This window comes from Flagellimonas aequoris (assembly GCF_003584165.1).
Taxonomy (GTDB): Bacteria; Bacteroidota; Bacteroidia; order Flavobacteriales; family Flavobacteriaceae; genus Flagellimonas; species Flagellimonas aequoris.
In genome coordinates, this window is sequence record NZ_QXFJ01000010.1 from 37557 (window position 1) to 54818 (window position 17262).

Sequence of the window (17262 nt, forward strand, 5' to 3'; positions counted from 1 at the left end):
TTTATACTAAGCATCATGATGAAGGAAAGCGGTTAGGGTTCAATTTTTAATTTGTGGTAAATAAGCATAGCATTATGAGGGCAATCATTGTAGACGACGAGTTGGCGGCAATAAACAGTTTGTCATGGGAATTGCGTAAATACCCGGACTTTATCTCTGTTATAGAAACGTTCACTTCTCCCAAAGAGGCCATTTCCGGAATCAATTACCTCAAACCGGATTGTGTTTTCTTGGACATTGAAATGCCGGAAATGAGCGGCTTTTCACTTTTGGACAAGTTGGAGTACCGCAATTTTGCCATTGTCATCACCACAGCATACAATCAATATGCCATTCAGGCCATTAAAGAAAGTGCCGTGGATTATTTGTTGAAACCGGTAGATCAAGACGACATAGCCGGTGTGATCGAAAAATTGAAAAAGTTGAATGGATCGCAGAATTTCCAACTTCAATTTGAACAGACGTTTGAAGCCCTTTCCAAGGCAAGTTCTCCCCAAGTGGTCCAGATTCCGGTAAGCGGTAAGATTTTGTTTTTGAGAGTGGAGGAAATCGTGTACTGCGAATCTGATGGCAATTATTCCAAGGTTTTTCTGGAATCGGGGGAACAGTTGTTGGTGTCCAAAAAATTAAAGGAACTGGAGGACCTATTACCTGGGCGAATATTTTTTAGGATCCATAACTCTTATATTGTTCATTTGCGAAAGGTGAACGAATATTTGCGTTCAGAAGGCTACCTTGTACTGTCCAACCAAAGAAAAATACCGGTTTCCAGAACCAAAAAGGATGCCTTTTTAAGTAGAATGAGCTAATAACCAATATGTTGAAAGGTATAACAGATTTCCTTAAAGAAAGCAATCAAAACGGGTTTGGCTTTTTTGTGGTCTCGGTCCTGTTTTATCTTTTTGTTTTTTTCCTGATACAGTTCTTTCAGCATAAAAAACGGTTTTATCTCTTTTACAGCCTCTACGCACTTATGAACGGGATTACCCTGCTCAAGTATATTGACGGGGTCTTTTTTTCTGATTTTTTCCATACCCATGCAGGCAGAATTTTTGTGGGATGGGTTCATTATCCCACCCAACTGTTGGCCTCCATGCTGTTCAGTTTTTTCATTTTGGATATCATGCAGCTCAAAAATGCGCATCCCAAGTTTGTGAAATGGACATATCGGGCCTATTTGGGAATCACCCCCATATATTTGTTTTTATGGGCTGTTCAATTGAATAATCCAAGGTCGTATTTGATCGATTATTTTCATGGGTTTTTCTTTTTGCCCATGAGCCTGATCGTATTTGTTTTGGGGTTCTATTGGGTGTCAAGACAGAACCGCATGATCAAATGGTATATTTTGTCCGGTATGTCGGCGCTTTTTGTCTCATACCTCATTATCACATTGTTTTCCTTTGAAAAGACCAGGGCCAATTCAGAGACACTCTACATTTTCTATTTGGGGGTTTTGATCGAGAGTCTGTTGTTTGCCCTTGCCATAGGGTTGGAGCAAAAAATGGTCTACAGGGAAAAGGCGTATGTTCAAAAAAAGTATATCGATCAATTGGAGGAAAACCAGGTGATCAAGGAGAGCATCGTAAGGACCTTATCGGATGAACTGCTACAGACCAAGGCCGAGATAGAAGGACTAAGTTCCGAGGCCCAAAAGGAGCGGACCGAAAAATTGACCATGAAAATGGAGAACAAATTTGCCCAGCTCCGGTTGGATGCGCTTCGCAGTCAAATGAACCCCCACTTTATTTTTAATGCTCTTAACTCCATCAAGTCTTATTTTATTGAGAACAACCAAGAAAAAGCAATCTACTACCTAGGCAGGTTTTCCAAACTGATCCGCGGGATCTTGGAAAGTTCCCGAAAGGACCTCATCACGTTGGAAGAAGAACTCAATATTATCAAAATGTATGTGGAGATTGAGAGCGATCGTTTTAAAAACGGAATGGAGTATACCCTGGAGATGGATAAGGAAATCCCCGCCCATATTGTCTTGGTACCTTCCCTTTTGTTGCAACCGTTCGTTGAAAATTCCATTTGGCATGGACTCTCCACCCGACATGGCAAAAAGAAGCTTTCCATAAAAGTAGAAGGAAAGGAACCATCGGAAAACCTTACGATCACCATAGCGGACAATGGTATTGGCAGACAGGCTTCTAGGGCCAAGAACAATCAAAACCCACTGAAGGGCCAATCGTTGGGGCTCTCCATCATCAAGGACCGATTGGATTTCTTTTCCAAAAAATATCAAGGGGATTTTAATTTTGCCATCCACGATCTTGTGGACAAAAAAACAGGAAAACCGTTGGGCACAGAAGTGGTGATCCATATGCCAAAATTGATGCCCGATTCCGAACCAGTAGAAAAGAATTTTTAAAAACCTCACTAAATTCCAAAGATTTATCCGAATTTGAACAGGCAAAATCTTGATGAACCAAAATGGACATTGCAATTCTTTCTGTGAGCCCTCACGTATATTCCACCAAACGGATCATGGAGGAAGCAGATAGGGCAGGCCATTATGTGGAGTCCATAGACCATACCAAATGCTCCGTAAAGTTGGGAGCTGACAAACCGCAGATTTTTTTTGGATCCGAAAATATCACCAATGAATTCGACGCCATCATACCCAGGATAGGCACAACGGTTACCAGACATGGAGCGGCCATCGTAAAACAATTTGAGATCAACGATGTTTTCACCAGTGCCAAATCCCTTGGGATTCTTAAGGCCAGGAACAAGGTAACCACGCTGCAGCTCTTGTCCAAAAAAGGGATTCCGATTCCTGAAACCGTATTTTCCATCAATCCGGACAACGTGGAGCACCAAATAGAACTTTTGGGAGGCCCTCCGGTCATCATCAAACTGCAAGAAGGTACCCAAGGGAAAGGAGTGATGTTGGCAGAGAGCAAAAAATCGGCCAAGTCCATTATCGATACCCTATACAATATGAACACCAGCATCCTGCTGCAACAATATATTGAAGAGGCCAAAGGACAGGATCTGAGGGTCATTGTTGTGGGGAACAAGATTGTGGCCAGTATGAAACGCACCAGCGGGCTGGACGATTTTAGGTCCAATGTACACCGCGGGGCGGAGACTAATACCGTTCAATTGACCCCAAGGGAAAAGTACATTGCCATACATGCCACCAAACATTTGGGTCTGGGGGTGGCCGGCGTGGATTTGATCCGGTCCAATAATGGTCCTTTGTTGATAGAGGTGAATGCATCCCCAGGGCTGAAGGGCATCGAGGCCATCACCAAGGTGAACGTGGCACGGCACATCATTCAATTTGTGGAAAAGCATGGAAGGAGAAATCGAAAATAAGACCATTGCCATAAGTGGGGAAACCATTGCCCCGGGAGAACAAAAATTAGTGCAGTTGAACATCGCGCGCCTGCCCACAGGAACCCTGATCGATATTCCCGTGCATGTGTTCAACGGAAAAAAACCGGGACCTACGGTCTTGATCCAGGCCGGCCTGCATGGAGACGAGATCAACGGAGTGGAAACCCTGAGAAGATTGTTACAGGACGATTTCTTTACTGTAAAAAGAGGTGCCGTGGTCGTAGTACCGATACTGAACATTTTTGGGTTCATCCATTTTTCACGGGATGTGCCCGATGGCAAGGATGTAAACCGAAGTTTTCCAGGTTCAAGAAATGGATCTCTGGCCAGTCGGATAGCCCATACTTATACGGAACAGATATTGCCGCAGGTGGACTATGGCATCGATTTGCATACGGGTGGCAGCCAAAGGCACAACCACCCGCAGGTGAGATATACCACGGACGATTTAAAAAGCAAGGAACTCGCTGAAGTTTTTGGGGCACCTTTTTATTTTGCTTCCAGATTGATTACCGGGTCGTTCAGGAAAGCAATGTTCAAAATGGGGGTTCCCACCATGGTCTACGAGGCCGGTGAAAGTATGCGGTTTGATGAAAATGCAATAGCTACCGGTGTCAAAGGAATTCAAAATGTTCTGACTCATTTGGGCATGTTGCCGAAAGGAACGGGTACAACATCCACACCATCGATCCATTTAGATCAAACGAGATGGGTAAGGGCCCCAAGGGCAGGCATGTTCATCCCCCAGGTGAAGAATGGCCAAAAAGTGGAAAAAGGTCAAATTATGGGATTGGTAGCGGACACGTATGCAAAGAAGAACAAAAAAGTAAAGGCAGCTTTTGAAGGACATGTTCTGTGTGTCAACCATCAAGCGGTGGTCAACCAGGGAGATGCCCTATTCCATTTGGGAAGATAGGTTCGATTGTTTCTCGCTTACTTGAGCCAGACTCCATTTGATGGCATTTTCCAAATCGGAGAACTGTCGGATGTTTTTTTTAAAGAACATTTTTTCCAGCACCAGACTGGCCAGCCCTCCTTGATTGTAACTGACTACTGAATAGAATTCCAATTGATGCCGATGCTTATAGAATTTCAACCAATCCGTTGGCACCACAGAGTAATTGTGTATGCGGTTGGAAACATAAGCGATGGGCTTCTCCCTTCCCAAAACTTCATAAGCGGCATCGATCACTTTTTTTGCCATAGGCCATCCAAAGGTTTCCCCTTCATTGATCTCGGAGATGACCAATCCATCAAAAAAATAAAAAACGCCAAATTGGAATTCGCGTACCTGGCGTATGTTCCTGAAAAAGTCCAACTCTTTTACCTTCTGCATAATGGGATGGTGTTAAGCTTGTGTGGCACGAATAAAGGTATGAACGAAAAAAGTCTGGTAGGAGGAGTTTTGGCAAACACCATCAAATAATTGGTACATGGCTGTTTTTGATTGATAAGGAACAAAGGTAAGCAAGGCCGTTCAGAATTTACCTAAAGCTCCTTGAAAAACGATTCCCACAAATTCGGGAATCTATCCTGAAAAACCCAAGGACATCATTTCTCCATATTCTTCAACTGAACACCCAAGGCTTTGGTAGACAATTGTACCTCCAAGAACGATAGGATCAAGGAAATGACCAAAAATACCAGACTCACCCCAAAAATGGCATTGGCCCAAACGTTCATCTCCACATAGACCAGGAACATGGTAACGGCCGCCAATAAAAAACTGATAATGGCCGAGGCTTGCATGTTCTTGATGATTCCCAAGCGTTTTCTCAGGTAGTTGATCTGTTGTCTCAAGGGCTGGGCCGAAGTTTCCTCAAACTGTTTGTGCAATTGGCGGATTAAGGCCGCAATGGCCAAATAACGGGCATTATAGGCCAACATGGTCAGGGAAATGGCAGGGAATAAAAGGGCGGGTATATTTAGGGAAAGCTGCATATTCTTCTTTTAATAGGGAAGGTAATCATTTGTCTTCGGTATCGCAATTACCTACATTTGAAGAAATCAAAACAATCGTATGAAATACTTCCCCATAGATAGCAATCTGTTCATCAAGAACCGCAAGAAATTCATGGCCCAGATGAAGCCGAAAAGTATTGCCGTATTCAATTCCAACGATATTTATCCCATTAGTGCGGACAGCACCATGCCCTTTCAACAGGCCCGGGATATTTTTTATCTGAGTGGCGCCGATCAGGAAGAAACCATTCTGTTGCTCTTCCCCGATGCCATGGATAAAAAGCATAGGGAAATTCTGTTTGTTCGGGAAACCAACGATCACATTGCCGTTTGGGAAGGCGCCAAACTCACCAAGGAGCAGGCCACAGCTGTTTCCGGCATCGAGACCATTTATTGGCTCACCGATTTTGACAAGATTTTTTTTGATTTGATGACCGAGGTGGATACCGTATACTTCAATACCAATGAGCATTATCGCCAAGCGGTGGAAACCCAGACCCGTGAGGATCGCTTCATTGAAAAATGCAAAAAGGAATATCCTGCCCACCAATGGGCCAAGAGCAACCCTATTTTGCAGCAGATTCGTGGAGTAAAGGAGCCGGAGGAAATTGCCTTGATGCAGACCGCTTGCGACATTACCGAAAAGGGGTTCCGAAGAATTCTGGAATTTGTGAAGCCCGGAGTTTGGGAGTACGAAATAGAGGCTGAGTTCTTGCATGAGTTTGTCCGCAATAGATCAAAGGGATTTGCCTATACGCCCATCATTGCATCTGGGGCCAACGCCAATGTTTTGCATTATGTGGAGAATAACCAACAGGTGAAGGATGGTGATATGATCTTGATGGATCTGGCTGCTGAATATGCCAATTACTCCAGTGATCTTACCCGTACCATTCCAGCCAACGGAAGATTTACCGATCGCCAAAAGCAAGTGTACGCGGCTGTACTAAGGGTAAAAAATGAAGCCACAAAAATGCTGGTGCCCGGTACCCTTTGGGCCGAATATCACAAAGAAGTTGGAAAAATCATGACTTCGGAATTGATCGGACTGAGGCTTTTGGACAAGGCCGATGTGCAGAACGAGAATCCTGATTGGCCAGCCTACAAAAAGTATTTCATGCACGGTACCAGCCACCATATTGGTTTGGATACCCACGACTACGGTGCATTGAAGACCCCTATGAAGGCCAATATGGTCTTCACTGTGGAACCAGGCATCTATATCCCTGCAGAGGGGATGGGCATCCGTTTGGAAGACGATGTGGTCATCCAAGAAAAGGGAGAGCCCTTTAATTTGATGCGGAACATCCCGATTGAAATTGAAGAAATCGAAGAGTTAATGAACAAATAAGAGTCAGTACAGTCATACTGAGCGAAGCGAAGTATCTAAACCCTTCAAATAGGGATGCTTCACTTTGTTCAGCATGACATTTGGAGGTTAACATAATCGTATGAAACACCTTTTTTTACTATTTCAGGCTGATATAGAAAAGAAAATACAGGAAGCTCCTGATAGTTCCTATGAGATTGGGGTAGTCATTGGCAGCTACCTTCCTTTTGTGGTTTTGGCCGGAATTGCCTATGCCATTTATCATTACAACAAAAAGAGAAGGGGTTCAGAATAGTTTTTTGGTAACGAGACTGTTGCGCTTGGTTTTGATGTAAATTTCTTCGAACTTCACAGAACCGACCAATACTCAAACCCATGAAAAAAATCTTTCTACCCTTATTGTGTGGCATTTCATTCTTGTCCTTCTCTCAGATCAAGGAAAGCAAACAGGTAGACAGCATTTTTGCGGAATGGAACCAACTGGATGCTCCTGGTGCGGCTTTGGGAATTGTGAAAGGCGGTGAATTGGTCTATGCCAAAGGATACGGTTCGGTAGACTTGGAACATGACCTGCCCATTACACCGTCTTCCGTTTTTTATATTGGTTCGGTGTCCAAACAGTTTGTTACCTTTTGTATTCTGCTGTTGGAAGAACAGGGCAAATTGGATTTGGACGACAGAATCCAAAAATACCTTCCCGATTTTCCCGAATACGAAACCCCGTTGACCATTCGTCATTTTATTCATCATACCAGCGGGGTAAGGGACTACCTGACTTTGATGGATTTGAAGGGCCGAAGCTATTTGGACAATTTGGATGTGGATGAGGTCTATGAACTTATCAAACGGCAAAAAGAACTCAATTTTACCCCAGGAGAGAAATACCTTTACAGCAATTCATGCTATTTTATGCTGGCCATGATCGTGGAAAAGGTATCCCATGAGCCTATCAGGAAGTTTGCCCATGAACATATTTTTAGTCCCTTGGGTATGCAGAACACGTTGTTTTATGACGATAATACCGATCTGATCAAGAACAGGGTGTTCAGTTATCAAAAGAAAAGGGAGGGTGAGGGATTTAACAATCTTATCATGCGTTTCGACCTTGTAGGTTCTGGAGGGGTGTATTCCAGCATAGAAGATCTTTTCCTTTGGGATCAGAACTTTTACCACAACATCCTCGGAAAAGGAGGTCAGGCCATTATCCAAAAAATGCACCAAGAAGGCGTATTGAACAATGGCGAAAGTGTTGGTTATGCCTTTGCCTTGAACAATGGCACATACAAAGGGTTGCGAACGGTGAGCCATAGCGGTTCCTTGGCTGGGTATCGGGCACAATTGCTCCGCTTTCCCGATGAAGAATTTTCGGTCATCATACTGGCCAATCGAGATGATGCCAACCCAACGGATAAATCGTATCAGGTGGCGGACATTCTTCTAAAGGACAAATTTAAGGAAGAACCTCCCAAAAATGAAGTTTCGGACAAAAAGGAGGATAAGACAACCATGGAAAAAGATATGGATTTGGCTTCTATTGATGTAATGGACTATGTCGGGAATTTTTATAGCGAAGAATTGGATGTGACGTATAGGTTGTACATGGAAGACGACCTACTGAAGTTAAAAATCGCGAATAACGAACCACAGAACATGGGGATAAACGCGCCTGATACTTTCATTTCAAACGGCAATCGTTATCGCTTTGAAAGAATCGATGGAAAAGTCATCGGATTTGAATTGGATGCCGGGAGGGTCACCAACCTTAAATTTGAAAAACGATGAAACCCTTCGCTGTAACCTGATCCGGAAACAGGTCGTCCAACCTTCCGAATCAAAAAACGGAAGGTAAACATGAAAAACAACTTTTATAGGGGGAAGCTATTGGTCCTATTCACGGTTTTGATCATGTGTGTTCAGTTCAATTTGACCGCGCAGGATTTGGAGTCCCAAATCGACCAAGTCTTGGAAACAAAATTTGAAAACAATGGCCCTGGCGCGGTTTTTCTCGTCGCAAAAAATGGGAAGATACTCTATGAGAAAGCCTTTGGACTTTCCAACCTGGAACTTCAAGTACCCATGCAGACCGATAATGTCTTCGAGATTGGCTCCATGACCAAACAGTTTACGGCGGTTTCCATTTTAATGCTGATGGAGGAAGATAAGCTGGGACTGGAAGATGAGATTACCCAGTATATTCCGGATTATCCCACGTACGGTCACCGTATTACCATTCACCATTTGTTGACACATACATCCGGCATCAAAGATTTTACCCGGGTCAAAGGACTCAATGCCATTGCCCAAAACGATATGGAACCCATGGAAATCATCAATTTCTTCAAAGATGAACCCATGGATTTTGCACCGGGCATGGAATTCAAATACAACAATTCTGGGTATGTGCTATTGGGGTATGTCATTGAAAAGGCATCAGGAATGAGCTATGAAGATTTTGTGGAACAACGGATTTTTAAAAAGTTGGACATGTCGTCATCAAGGTATGCAAGCCATAGCGAAGTGGTGCTCAAAAGAGCTTACGGATACCACAAAAGGGAAGATTATAGCAATGCCCGACATATCAGTTTTTCCATTCCCTATGCATCGGGTTCGTTGATGTCCACTGTAACAGATATGCTTAAATGGGAAGAAGCCATCAAAAACCATGTGCTGCTCAGCAAGGAAACCACCCAAATGGCCTTCACCAATTATACACTGAACAATGGCGACCGCATCCATTATGGCTACGGGTGGCACATAAAAGAGCTGGATGATGTTTTGAGCTATGAACACGGCGGGTCCATTTTCGGGTTCAAGTCCATGGGGGTGTATTTGCCCCAAGAGGATATTTATGTGATCGGGTTGAGCAACTGTGATTGCAATTCCCCCACGGAGGTGACCAGAGAAATAGCAAAACTTGTACTTGTATCCGGCGATTCAAATTGATAAAACCTTACTATTTGGCATTCCGGTAAAAATCCTCGAACTTCATCTTGATTTGACATTGGGCACAAAACAGTGTTGATGATTTTTGATGAAGGAACTGCAAAAGGGGGAGTATTACGGAAACCATTACCAAAAAGTGGACTTGGGCGGGATGATATTGACCGATACGGCCTATACCCACAGTAAGGTGGATTGGCATTATCATCAAAATCCTTATTTCACCTACATTTTGGAGGGCCAATTGTTCGAAGCGAACAAAAAGGAATCCTACACCTTGGGGGCAGGGAGTCTTTTGTTCCATAACTGGGACGACGCCCATTACAATATTAAACCTCCTGGATTTACACGAGGATTTCACATTGAACTGAATAAAGAATGGTTTTTAAAATATGATGTTCGACAAGATGGTTTGGAAGGAAGCATAAACCTAAAAAATCCTTTGGTCAAAAGGAGGATGAACTCCATTTTCATGGAAACCAAGATTAGCGATGACCATTCCCCAATGAGTATTGAAATGTTATTGGTAGAGGTGTTTGGTTTGATGGAAGGGCAGCAGCAAAACCAAAAGCCCCCAAATTGGGTCCGCAAACTGCAGGAATTGATTATGGAGGATGGGGTCGATAGCTCACTGGGGAACCTAGCGGCCCAACTTCAGATTCACCCAGTGCACCTGTCCCGTGAGTTCGGCCGATATTTTGGTACCAGTTTTGGGAATTATGTTCGGTTGTTGAAGGTGAACAAAGCCTTCAACATGATGGTTTCCACCAAACTGTCCATGACGGAAATCTGCTACGAATGTGGCTTTTCCGACCAGAGCCATTTCATTTCCAACTTTAAAAGGGTTTACCAGATGACCCCTTCCAAAATGTTGGGGAAAATATCCCGACGTTAATTTTATCCTATTTTGGGTCGAGCGGAAATCCCATCTTTGGAGCCAATTCATCAATCAATCAAAAATGAGATTTCAAAACACCATTATTCTTATTGTCTTATGGGCAGGGAGCCTGTTCGGGCAGGATATGGCCTCCTACACCGCTGGATGGGAAGGTACCATCCCCAATCCCAAGACCTTTAGTATAACCCTTGAAATACAAGGCTTGGAGACCTCGTTAACCAAACTGAAAATCTTTAACGATAAGGAAATCATGACCGTGCCCATCCAATGGGTCAATGGAAAAAAAGTGGAATCCCATGTTTCGGAAAGGACTTCGTTTGAAGGGATGCTGTCAAAGGATGGTACAGAAATCAACGGGTTTATGAAATCCGGGATGCTTCTTTATCATATTACTTTGACAAAGTCCAAAGACAAAACATTTGAGGGAACCTGGAACATTTTGATGGTGGATGAACTCATGTCCAGTTTCTTCTACCTAAGTGTGGAAAATGGTTCGGGAGATGATTACGAGGCCTATCCCATTTTTGGAGATGATAGGTTCACAGGTACTTGGTGCGGGGATTTCAAAAAGCAAAACGACAGTATTTTCTTTTCGGACTTTAAGACTGGAATGGAGTTTAGAGGAAAGCTTTTGCCTGAAAAGATTGCGCTCGGCATGTATTTGGGCAACAACCTGATAACACAAATTGACCTAAAGAAATCACAATCGAGATGGAAGATAGGCGGATTCACGAGCAAGGACATTATGGATTCCCAGCTTCAACTTGCCGAAATGGAGTCCATGATTCTATCGGATTCTTTGGAAGGCACCCATTCCGTTCTGATCTCCAAAAAAGGGAAATTGATCTATGAAAGGTATTTTCACGGATATAATGCCAATATCTCGCATGATATGCGTTCGGCCTCAAAAAGCATCTCATCCAGTATAGCGGGATTGGCAAAGGACAACAAATTGTTCAAGAGTGTGGACCAATCTATTTTTGAATTCATGCCCGAAGAGTACCAAGACTATAAGGACGGTTCAAAATCCAAAATAGACCTGAAAAGCCTTTTGACCATGAGTTCTGGATTGGACGCCATAGATTTTGGGATCGAAAGGAATTCGTTGGGTTCTGAGGATAACTACCAACAGTCTTCGGATTGGGTAGGGACCATTTTGGCCGCACCCATGATCAATACGCCCAATACACATGCCTTTTATGGCTCGGCAAATCCATATCTTCTGGGAGTGGCCTTGGATTCTATCGTTCCCAGCCCCCTGGAATTTTACATGGATCAAAACCTGTTCCAGCCCCTTGGCATTACCAATTATATTATTCAAACCGATATGACCGGGCGACCTTATTTTGGGGGAGGAATGTATATGACCCCAAGGGATATGATGAAATTTGGGCAGTTGTACCTCAATTTGGGCAAATGGAAAGGGAAACAGATCATATCCAAGGAATGGGTAGAGCAAACCTTTATAAATTATCGTCAACTGGAAAACACCAACCAAAAGAATGGATATGGCTATTTATGGTGGTTCGGACAGTACAAAGTTGGGGGGAAGATTATCAATTCAGTGGAGGCCAGAGGAGCCGGGGGGCAGTATATTTTTGTGATTCCTGAAGAAGATTTGGTAGTGGTGATCACTTCAGGGAACTATCGCAACGGGAAAACCCAACAGCCGGAAAAAATATTGGAAAACTATATACTTCCCCATATCCCAAATTGAATAAAACTACATTAAGATTGCACCACACCTGAGCTTTCTTGGTACCTTTAGGGATATGAAAATCTATATCATTGGAGCAGGTGCTGTTGGAAAGGCCCTGGCTGTATGCCTACAGCAGCAAGGCAAACATGTAGAATTGGTTCGCGGGCATGTGGAGGAAGGTGTTCCCCATAAACAGAAGATTGTTCTTCAGTTTAAGGATGGGGCCGAAATTCAGGAAGATATTCAGGTTAGCTCCTTGAAAGACCATGATCGATTGGACGGTCTTGTGGTGCTGACCAACAAATCGTTCGGGAACAAAGCACTTTCCGAAAAACTAGCAGCAAAGGCCAAGGATTTACCCATTGTACTTTTGCAGAACGGCCTTGGCGTGGAACAACCCTTTTTGGAAAAAGGATTTGCCGAAGTCTATCGATGTGTCCTTTTTGTGACCTGCCAACATACGGATGAGAACACGATCAGTTATAAACCTGTGGCAGAATCCCCGATTGGGACCATAAACCAAAATATTTCCGATTTAAAAACGGTAGTGGATACCCTCGACACCCCAAATTTTAGGTTTGTTGAGGAAACCGATATTCAACGAATCATTTGGAAGAAAGCCATTGCCAACTGTGTATTTAACTCCATTTGTCCATTGTTGGAAGTGGATAATGGTATTTTCCATCGAAATGAAGAGGTGATGTCCATAGCTAAAAGAGTGATTGCCGAATGTGCGTTGATTGCCAACAAAAAGGGAATCGATTTAGGCGTTTATGAACTGGAAGATCAAGTTTTGAAGATCAGTCTAATGTCCGATGGGCAATTCATTTCGACCCTACAGGACATCAACAATAAAAGGGAAACCGAGATCGATACGCTGAACTTTGAAATTTTCCGAATGGCGCAGGCATTGAATGTGTCGGACAAAGTTCAGGAAACCAGACTATTGGGTGAAATGGTCAAATTAAGATCGGAATTGACCCGAAGCTGATACCATTTGATTCTTTTTCCAAAAACCCCGAAATTCACAGTCTTATGGAAAAGCACCAACAGTTGTACAAAACAGCTTTCGGACTGGCCCTGTTCACCATTTTTTATAATGTGGCAGAGGGTGTCATTTCCACCTATCTCGGTTTTGAGGATGAAAGTCTGGCCCTTTTCGGTTTTGGGACCGACAGTTTTATTGAAGTGATCTCGGGGTTGGGCATTGCCCATATGATTCTACGCATTCAGAAAAACCCAGAAAGCAATCGAGACAATTTTGAACGTACCGCACTTCGCATCACGGGAGTTGCCTTTTACATTTTAGTGGCGGGATTGGTCGTTTCCAGTCTCTATAATATTTGGACAGGACATCGCCCGTTGACCACTTTTTGGGGTGTGGTCATCTCCTTGATTTCCATTCTGATCATGTGGATATTGGTCTTGTGGAAAAGAAAGGTCGGTAACCAACTCAATTCTGCCCCTATTTTGGCCGATGCCAATTGTACCTTGGTCTGCATCTACATGTCCATCATTTTATTGGTGAGCAGTGGGGTGTACGAACTTTTCAATATACCTTATATTGATAGTTTGGGGACGCTGGGTTTGGCATATTTTGCCTTTAAGGAAGGCAAGGAATGTTTTGAAAAAGCAAATAGCGACAAACACTGTTGCTGTACCTAAAAAGTTGAATTTATATGGATAGAAGGGCACACTGGCAACAGGTGTATGAGACCAAATCTCCCGATGAGGTAAGTTGGACACAGAAGCGACCCAGTACTTCTTTGGAATTTATCAAAGGTTTTGGGCTTGACAAAGATGCCAAGATCATTGATGTGGGTGGTGGTGACAGTAATTTGGCCGATTATCTTTTGGAGGAAGGGTATTCGGATATCACAGTGCTCGATATTTCAGCAAATGCGTTGGAAAAGGCACAAAACCGTTTGGGGGATAGGGCCAATAAAGTAAATTGGGTGGTGAGCGACATAGTCGAATACCATCCCACAGAAACCTACGATCTTTGGCATGATCGGGCCGCCTTTCATTTTTTGACGACCCCTGGGCAGGTAAACATCTATCTTAAACTGGTCAACCAGCATGTGTCTCAATATTTGGTATTGGGTACTTTTTCAGAAGCAGGCCCTACCAAATGCAGTGGTCTCGAAATCCAACAATACTCGGAGAAATCAATGACGGAATTGTTCGGGGAAAAGTTCGACACGATTAAATGCACTACAGAGGACCACACGACTCCATTTGGCACCAAGCAGAATTTTTTATACTGCGGATTCAGAAAAAGGATGGAATAATCACAGTCGAAGCATTTTATTGGATATATTGTACATCAACCTAAACAAACCAACAATGATTAAGATTTTCAACCCAAGGCATAAATGGACAGTCAAGAATGTACTTTCCATATGTTCCCTTTTTATTTTTGGAACTGTCATGGCATCGACCCCAAAAATTGACATAGAAGCCCAAGAAACCTTTTTGGTGACCTTGGTCGCTCCAGAAAACGGAACATATACCGTTTCCCCTGAACTTCCTGCAGATGGAAAAGTAGTTGCTGGGACAGAGCTGACCGTTACCGCTACACCATCCGAAGGATATAGTTTGGATGTGGTGTACTACACATTCAAAGGGGGCATGTGGGGAACAACCAGTATCGAGAATTTTACACCTACCATGAAAATTGTTGTGGATAAGGACATGTCTGTCGGGGCCACCTTTGTGGAAAACAACTTGGTAGAAAACCTGAATGTGACCCACGATGTGGTGTATGCCAAACCAGGCGTTAAACCTTTAAAATATGATGTGTTTGCCCCAAAAGGAGCCAAAGATCTGCCTGCCGTGGTAATCATTCATGGTGGAGGATGGTCTTCCAATAATGAGGATGTGATGAGGGGATTGGCCAGGGAACTTACCAAAGGGAATCAATATGTGGTGTTCAGTATGGATTATCGTTGGGTGAACAACTTGGATGGGGATGCAACACCCAACTATATGCACAATTTGATCGAAGATGTTTTTGGGGGTATTGCGCACATTCAGGAACATGCAAAGGAATATGGGGCCGACCCCACCAAGATTGCCGTGACAGGCGATAGTGCAGGGGGGCACCTTTCTGCAGCGGCCGCATTGTTGAGTCCCATGATAGGTGATGGTGGTTTTGGCACATCGGAAGGTGTTTTTGAGTACATGCCCACCTATATGCCAAAAGGCAAATCCGTGGATGAGGTTAAAAAGGAGATCGTGGATGCCGTTCAGGTGGCAGCTCCAAGTTATGGCCCGTTCAATGCTTCTGATTTTAAACAGTTTATCCAGCAGACCGACCAAGGATATCTGGATGCCGTTTCCCCTTCCGAACATGTGCCGAACGTGGCGGATAGAGCTATCCCACATTTTATAGTGCGCGGTACCGAGGACCCGATAATTCCCGATGCCATGATACAGGGTTATGTAAATCTATTGAAGGAAAAAGGACAAACGGTGGAGTACCTTCAAGTGGAAGGTGCCGGACATGCTTTTTTTGATTGGAAACCCGATGCACAGACGCGTGCCACCTTTGCCAAGTATGGGGTGCCTTATGCCGCCGAAATGAAATCTTTTTTTGATTCCGTTTTTTACTAAGCGATTTCTGTTTTTTGTTGTGTCAGGTTGGAAATGACTAAGACCGCTAGGGCAGGCAATACCCATCCCAGTTGGTATTGACTCAAAGGTATCCATGAGGTATAGGGTTGGATAGCCTCCCCCCAACCAATACTTCCCAAGAAATCAGGGATACTGAAAAGAATGGTTACCAAGACCACAGTTTTGAATACTGTGGGCGGAGTAAATCTGTTGGGCAGTACATTCAACAGAATCAATATGATGGTGATAGGGTAGATGAACATAAGGGCAGGTAACGCCACGGCAATAATGTAGCCCACGTTGAACTGCCCCATCAAAACACCCAAAACGCAACCGACTAGGACAGTGATCCTGTACGCCGAAATAGAGTCCTTGAACTGGCTTTTCACAAAATCAGAAGTACCGGTAACAATGCCCACGGCAGTGGTAAAACAGGCCAAACTGACCAAAACACTCAAGAATAGGTTGGCCGTGTTGCCCAATGTCGCTATGCTGATGCCGCTCAATAATGCGGTTCGGGAGATGTCCTCGTCAAAGGATTTTCCAAAAAGGGCACCCGTTAAAATAAGTCCGGCGTAGATTACAAAGAGTCCTAAACCAGCCCAAAACCCGGCAGCACGGATCAACCGTCTTTTATCAGTGTAGGTAGCTTCTTTTTCTTTCAGGTTGATGGACACAATGATCACAGCACCCACCACAACGGCGCCAATGGCATCAAAAGTTTGGTAGCCTTCCAGAATGCCGTAACTGAATGGACTGTCGAAGGCGGAAGGGGCAAAATCAAAATCCAAGGTAAAAAGGGCCGTGACCATAATTAAAACCAAAACAATAAGGATTCCAGGGGTGAGCAGTTTTCCAATAAGATCCAACACCTTGGTGCGGTTGATGGCAAAAATGAAAACCAGTACAAAATAGATGAGGCTGGTAAGTAAATAGGAAGAATCCCAAAAGGGTTGTATAGCCATTTCATGGGTGACCGAAGCTGTCCTGGGCGAAGGCAGTGCTATGGCGATTGCATACATGATAAAACAATACACTGTGCTGAATAACGGGGACACCTTTTTGGCAAAATCGAACATGGTGCCCTGCAGTTTGGCATGTGCCAAAATGCCCATTAAAGGGACCACTACACCCGAAACACAGAACCCTAAGGCCACCAACCACCAAAGATTTCCTGCTTTGAACCCCAAAAGAGGAGGGAGGATAAGATTACCAGCACCAAAAAAGAGGGAAAAAAGGGCAAAAGAGGTAATTGTTAATGATTTTTTGTTCATAGGGTGTTGATAATTTATTTTCAATGTGGTATATTTCGAAAGCGTTGTTCAGCGGATTTTATCGACTTTTTAACGATAAGCCTGCATTTCGTCGAAAAAAAGACTTTGTTCGGAAGCGTGCAAAATAAAAAGTTATCAACATCCGTTCCTATAGAAAAGTTGAACCCAAAACAATTCGATATAACAAAAAACT

17 protein-coding genes are annotated in these 17262 nt (G+C 43.7%); 14 read left to right on the forward strand and 3 right to left on the reverse strand.

Features of this window, described 5'->3' with window-relative positions; all coding sequences use genetic code 11:
- Positions 1 to 74 precede the first annotated feature (74 nt).
- The 4 genes from D2U88_RS04265 (at position 75) to D2U88_RS04280 (ending at position 4267) form a co-directional block, all read left to right on the forward strand.
- Entirely contained in the window at positions 75 to 809 is a 735-nt protein-coding gene (locus tag D2U88_RS04265) for a LytR/AlgR family response regulator transcription factor (protein WP_235855721.1), read from the forward strand.
- Positions 810 to 817: 8 nt separating this feature from the next.
- Entirely contained in the window at positions 818 to 2377 is a 1560-nt protein-coding gene (locus D2U88_RS04270) for a histidine kinase (RefSeq protein ID WP_119639068.1), read from the forward strand.
- Positions 2378 to 2439: 62 nt separating this feature from the next.
- The gene (locus D2U88_RS04275) at positions 2440 to 3330 is read left to right on the forward strand and encodes a RimK family alpha-L-glutamate ligase (RefSeq protein WP_119639069.1); all 891 of its coding nucleotides are present in this window, start codon (positions 2440 to 2442) and stop codon (positions 3328 to 3330) included.
- Positions 3308 to 4267, forward strand: coding sequence for a succinylglutamate desuccinylase/aspartoacylase family protein (locus D2U88_RS04280; RefSeq protein WP_119639070.1), 960 nt, complete (start codon positions 3308 to 3310; stop codon positions 4265 to 4267). Before D2U88_RS04275 ends, D2U88_RS04280 begins: the two co-directional genes overlap by 23 nt.
- Here the strand turns inward: D2U88_RS04280 and D2U88_RS04285 are convergent.
- Both D2U88_RS04285 and D2U88_RS04290 read right to left on the reverse strand, forming a co-directional pair.
- A complete protein-coding gene (locus tag D2U88_RS04285; protein ID WP_119639071.1) occupies positions 4247 to 4687 on the reverse strand; it encodes a hypothetical protein in 441 nt (146 codons plus the stop codon). The genes D2U88_RS04280 and D2U88_RS04285 overlap by 21 nt on opposite strands.
- Before the next feature lie 215 nt (positions 4688 to 4902).
- Positions 4903 to 5292 carry a DUF2721 domain-containing protein gene (locus D2U88_RS04290; RefSeq protein WP_119639072.1) on the reverse strand — a complete coding sequence of 130 codons (390 nt, stop codon included), beginning with the start codon at positions 5290 to 5292 and terminating at the stop codon, positions 4903 to 4905.
- A 79-nt stretch (positions 5293 to 5371) separates the two neighbouring features.
- On the opposite strand from D2U88_RS04290, the gene D2U88_RS04295 reads away from it, so the two are divergent.
- From D2U88_RS04295 to D2U88_RS04335, 10 genes are all read left to right on the forward strand, one after another.
- Positions 5372 to 6664, forward strand: coding sequence for an aminopeptidase P family protein (locus tag D2U88_RS04295; protein WP_119639073.1), 1293 nt, complete (start codon positions 5372 to 5374; stop codon positions 6662 to 6664).
- Positions 6665 to 6764: 100 nt separating this feature from the next.
- The gene (locus D2U88_RS19480; RefSeq protein ID WP_182859097.1) at positions 6765 to 6938 is read left to right on the forward strand and encodes a hypothetical protein; all 174 of its coding nucleotides are present in this window, start codon (positions 6765 to 6767) and stop codon (positions 6936 to 6938) included.
- 80 nt (positions 6939 to 7018) lie between these two features.
- A complete protein-coding gene (locus D2U88_RS04300) occupies positions 7019 to 8425 on the forward strand; it encodes a serine hydrolase domain-containing protein (protein WP_119639074.1) in 1407 nt (468 codons plus the stop codon).
- Between the two features lie 69 nt (positions 8426 to 8494).
- Positions 8495 to 9586: a serine hydrolase domain-containing protein gene (locus D2U88_RS04305; protein WP_119639075.1), complete on the forward strand. Its 1092-nt coding sequence runs from the start codon at positions 8495 to 8497 to the stop codon at positions 9584 to 9586.
- Between the two features lie 88 nt (positions 9587 to 9674).
- Positions 9675 to 10478, forward strand: coding sequence for a helix-turn-helix domain-containing protein (locus tag D2U88_RS04310; protein ID WP_119639076.1), 804 nt, complete (start codon positions 9675 to 9677; stop codon positions 10476 to 10478).
- Between the two features lie 64 nt (positions 10479 to 10542).
- Positions 10543 to 12198 (forward strand): serine hydrolase domain-containing protein, encoded by a 1656-nt coding sequence (locus D2U88_RS04315; protein ID WP_119639077.1) that lies wholly within the window; start codon positions 10543 to 10545, stop codon positions 12196 to 12198.
- Between the two features lie 55 nt (positions 12199 to 12253).
- Positions 12254 to 13171 carry a ketopantoate reductase family protein gene (locus tag D2U88_RS04320; protein WP_119639078.1) on the forward strand — a complete coding sequence of 306 codons (918 nt, stop codon included), beginning with the start codon at positions 12254 to 12256 and terminating at the stop codon, positions 13169 to 13171.
- A 44-nt stretch (positions 13172 to 13215) separates the two neighbouring features.
- Complete coding sequence (locus tag D2U88_RS04325) at positions 13216 to 13845, forward strand: cation efflux transmembrane domain-containing protein (RefSeq protein WP_119639079.1); 630 nt, start codon at positions 13216 to 13218, stop codon at positions 13843 to 13845.
- A gap of 14 nt (positions 13846 to 13859) precedes the next feature.
- On the forward strand, positions 13860 to 14471 hold the full coding sequence (locus tag D2U88_RS04330; RefSeq protein WP_119639080.1) for a class I SAM-dependent methyltransferase: 612 nt from the start codon (positions 13860 to 13862) through the stop codon (positions 14469 to 14471).
- Between the two features lie 55 nt (positions 14472 to 14526).
- Positions 14527 to 15795: an alpha/beta fold hydrolase gene (locus D2U88_RS04335; RefSeq protein ID WP_220473480.1), complete on the forward strand. Its 1269-nt coding sequence runs from the start codon at positions 14527 to 14529 to the stop codon at positions 15793 to 15795.
- Here D2U88_RS04335 and brnQ read toward each other — a convergent pair.
- On the reverse strand, positions 15792 to 17069 hold the full coding sequence (brnQ, locus tag D2U88_RS04340; protein WP_119639081.1) for a branched-chain amino acid transport system II carrier protein: 1278 nt from the start codon (positions 17067 to 17069) through the stop codon (positions 15792 to 15794). The two genes, D2U88_RS04335 and brnQ, sit on opposite strands and share 4 nt — an antisense overlap.
- Between the last annotated feature and the right edge of the window lie 193 nt (positions 17070 to 17262).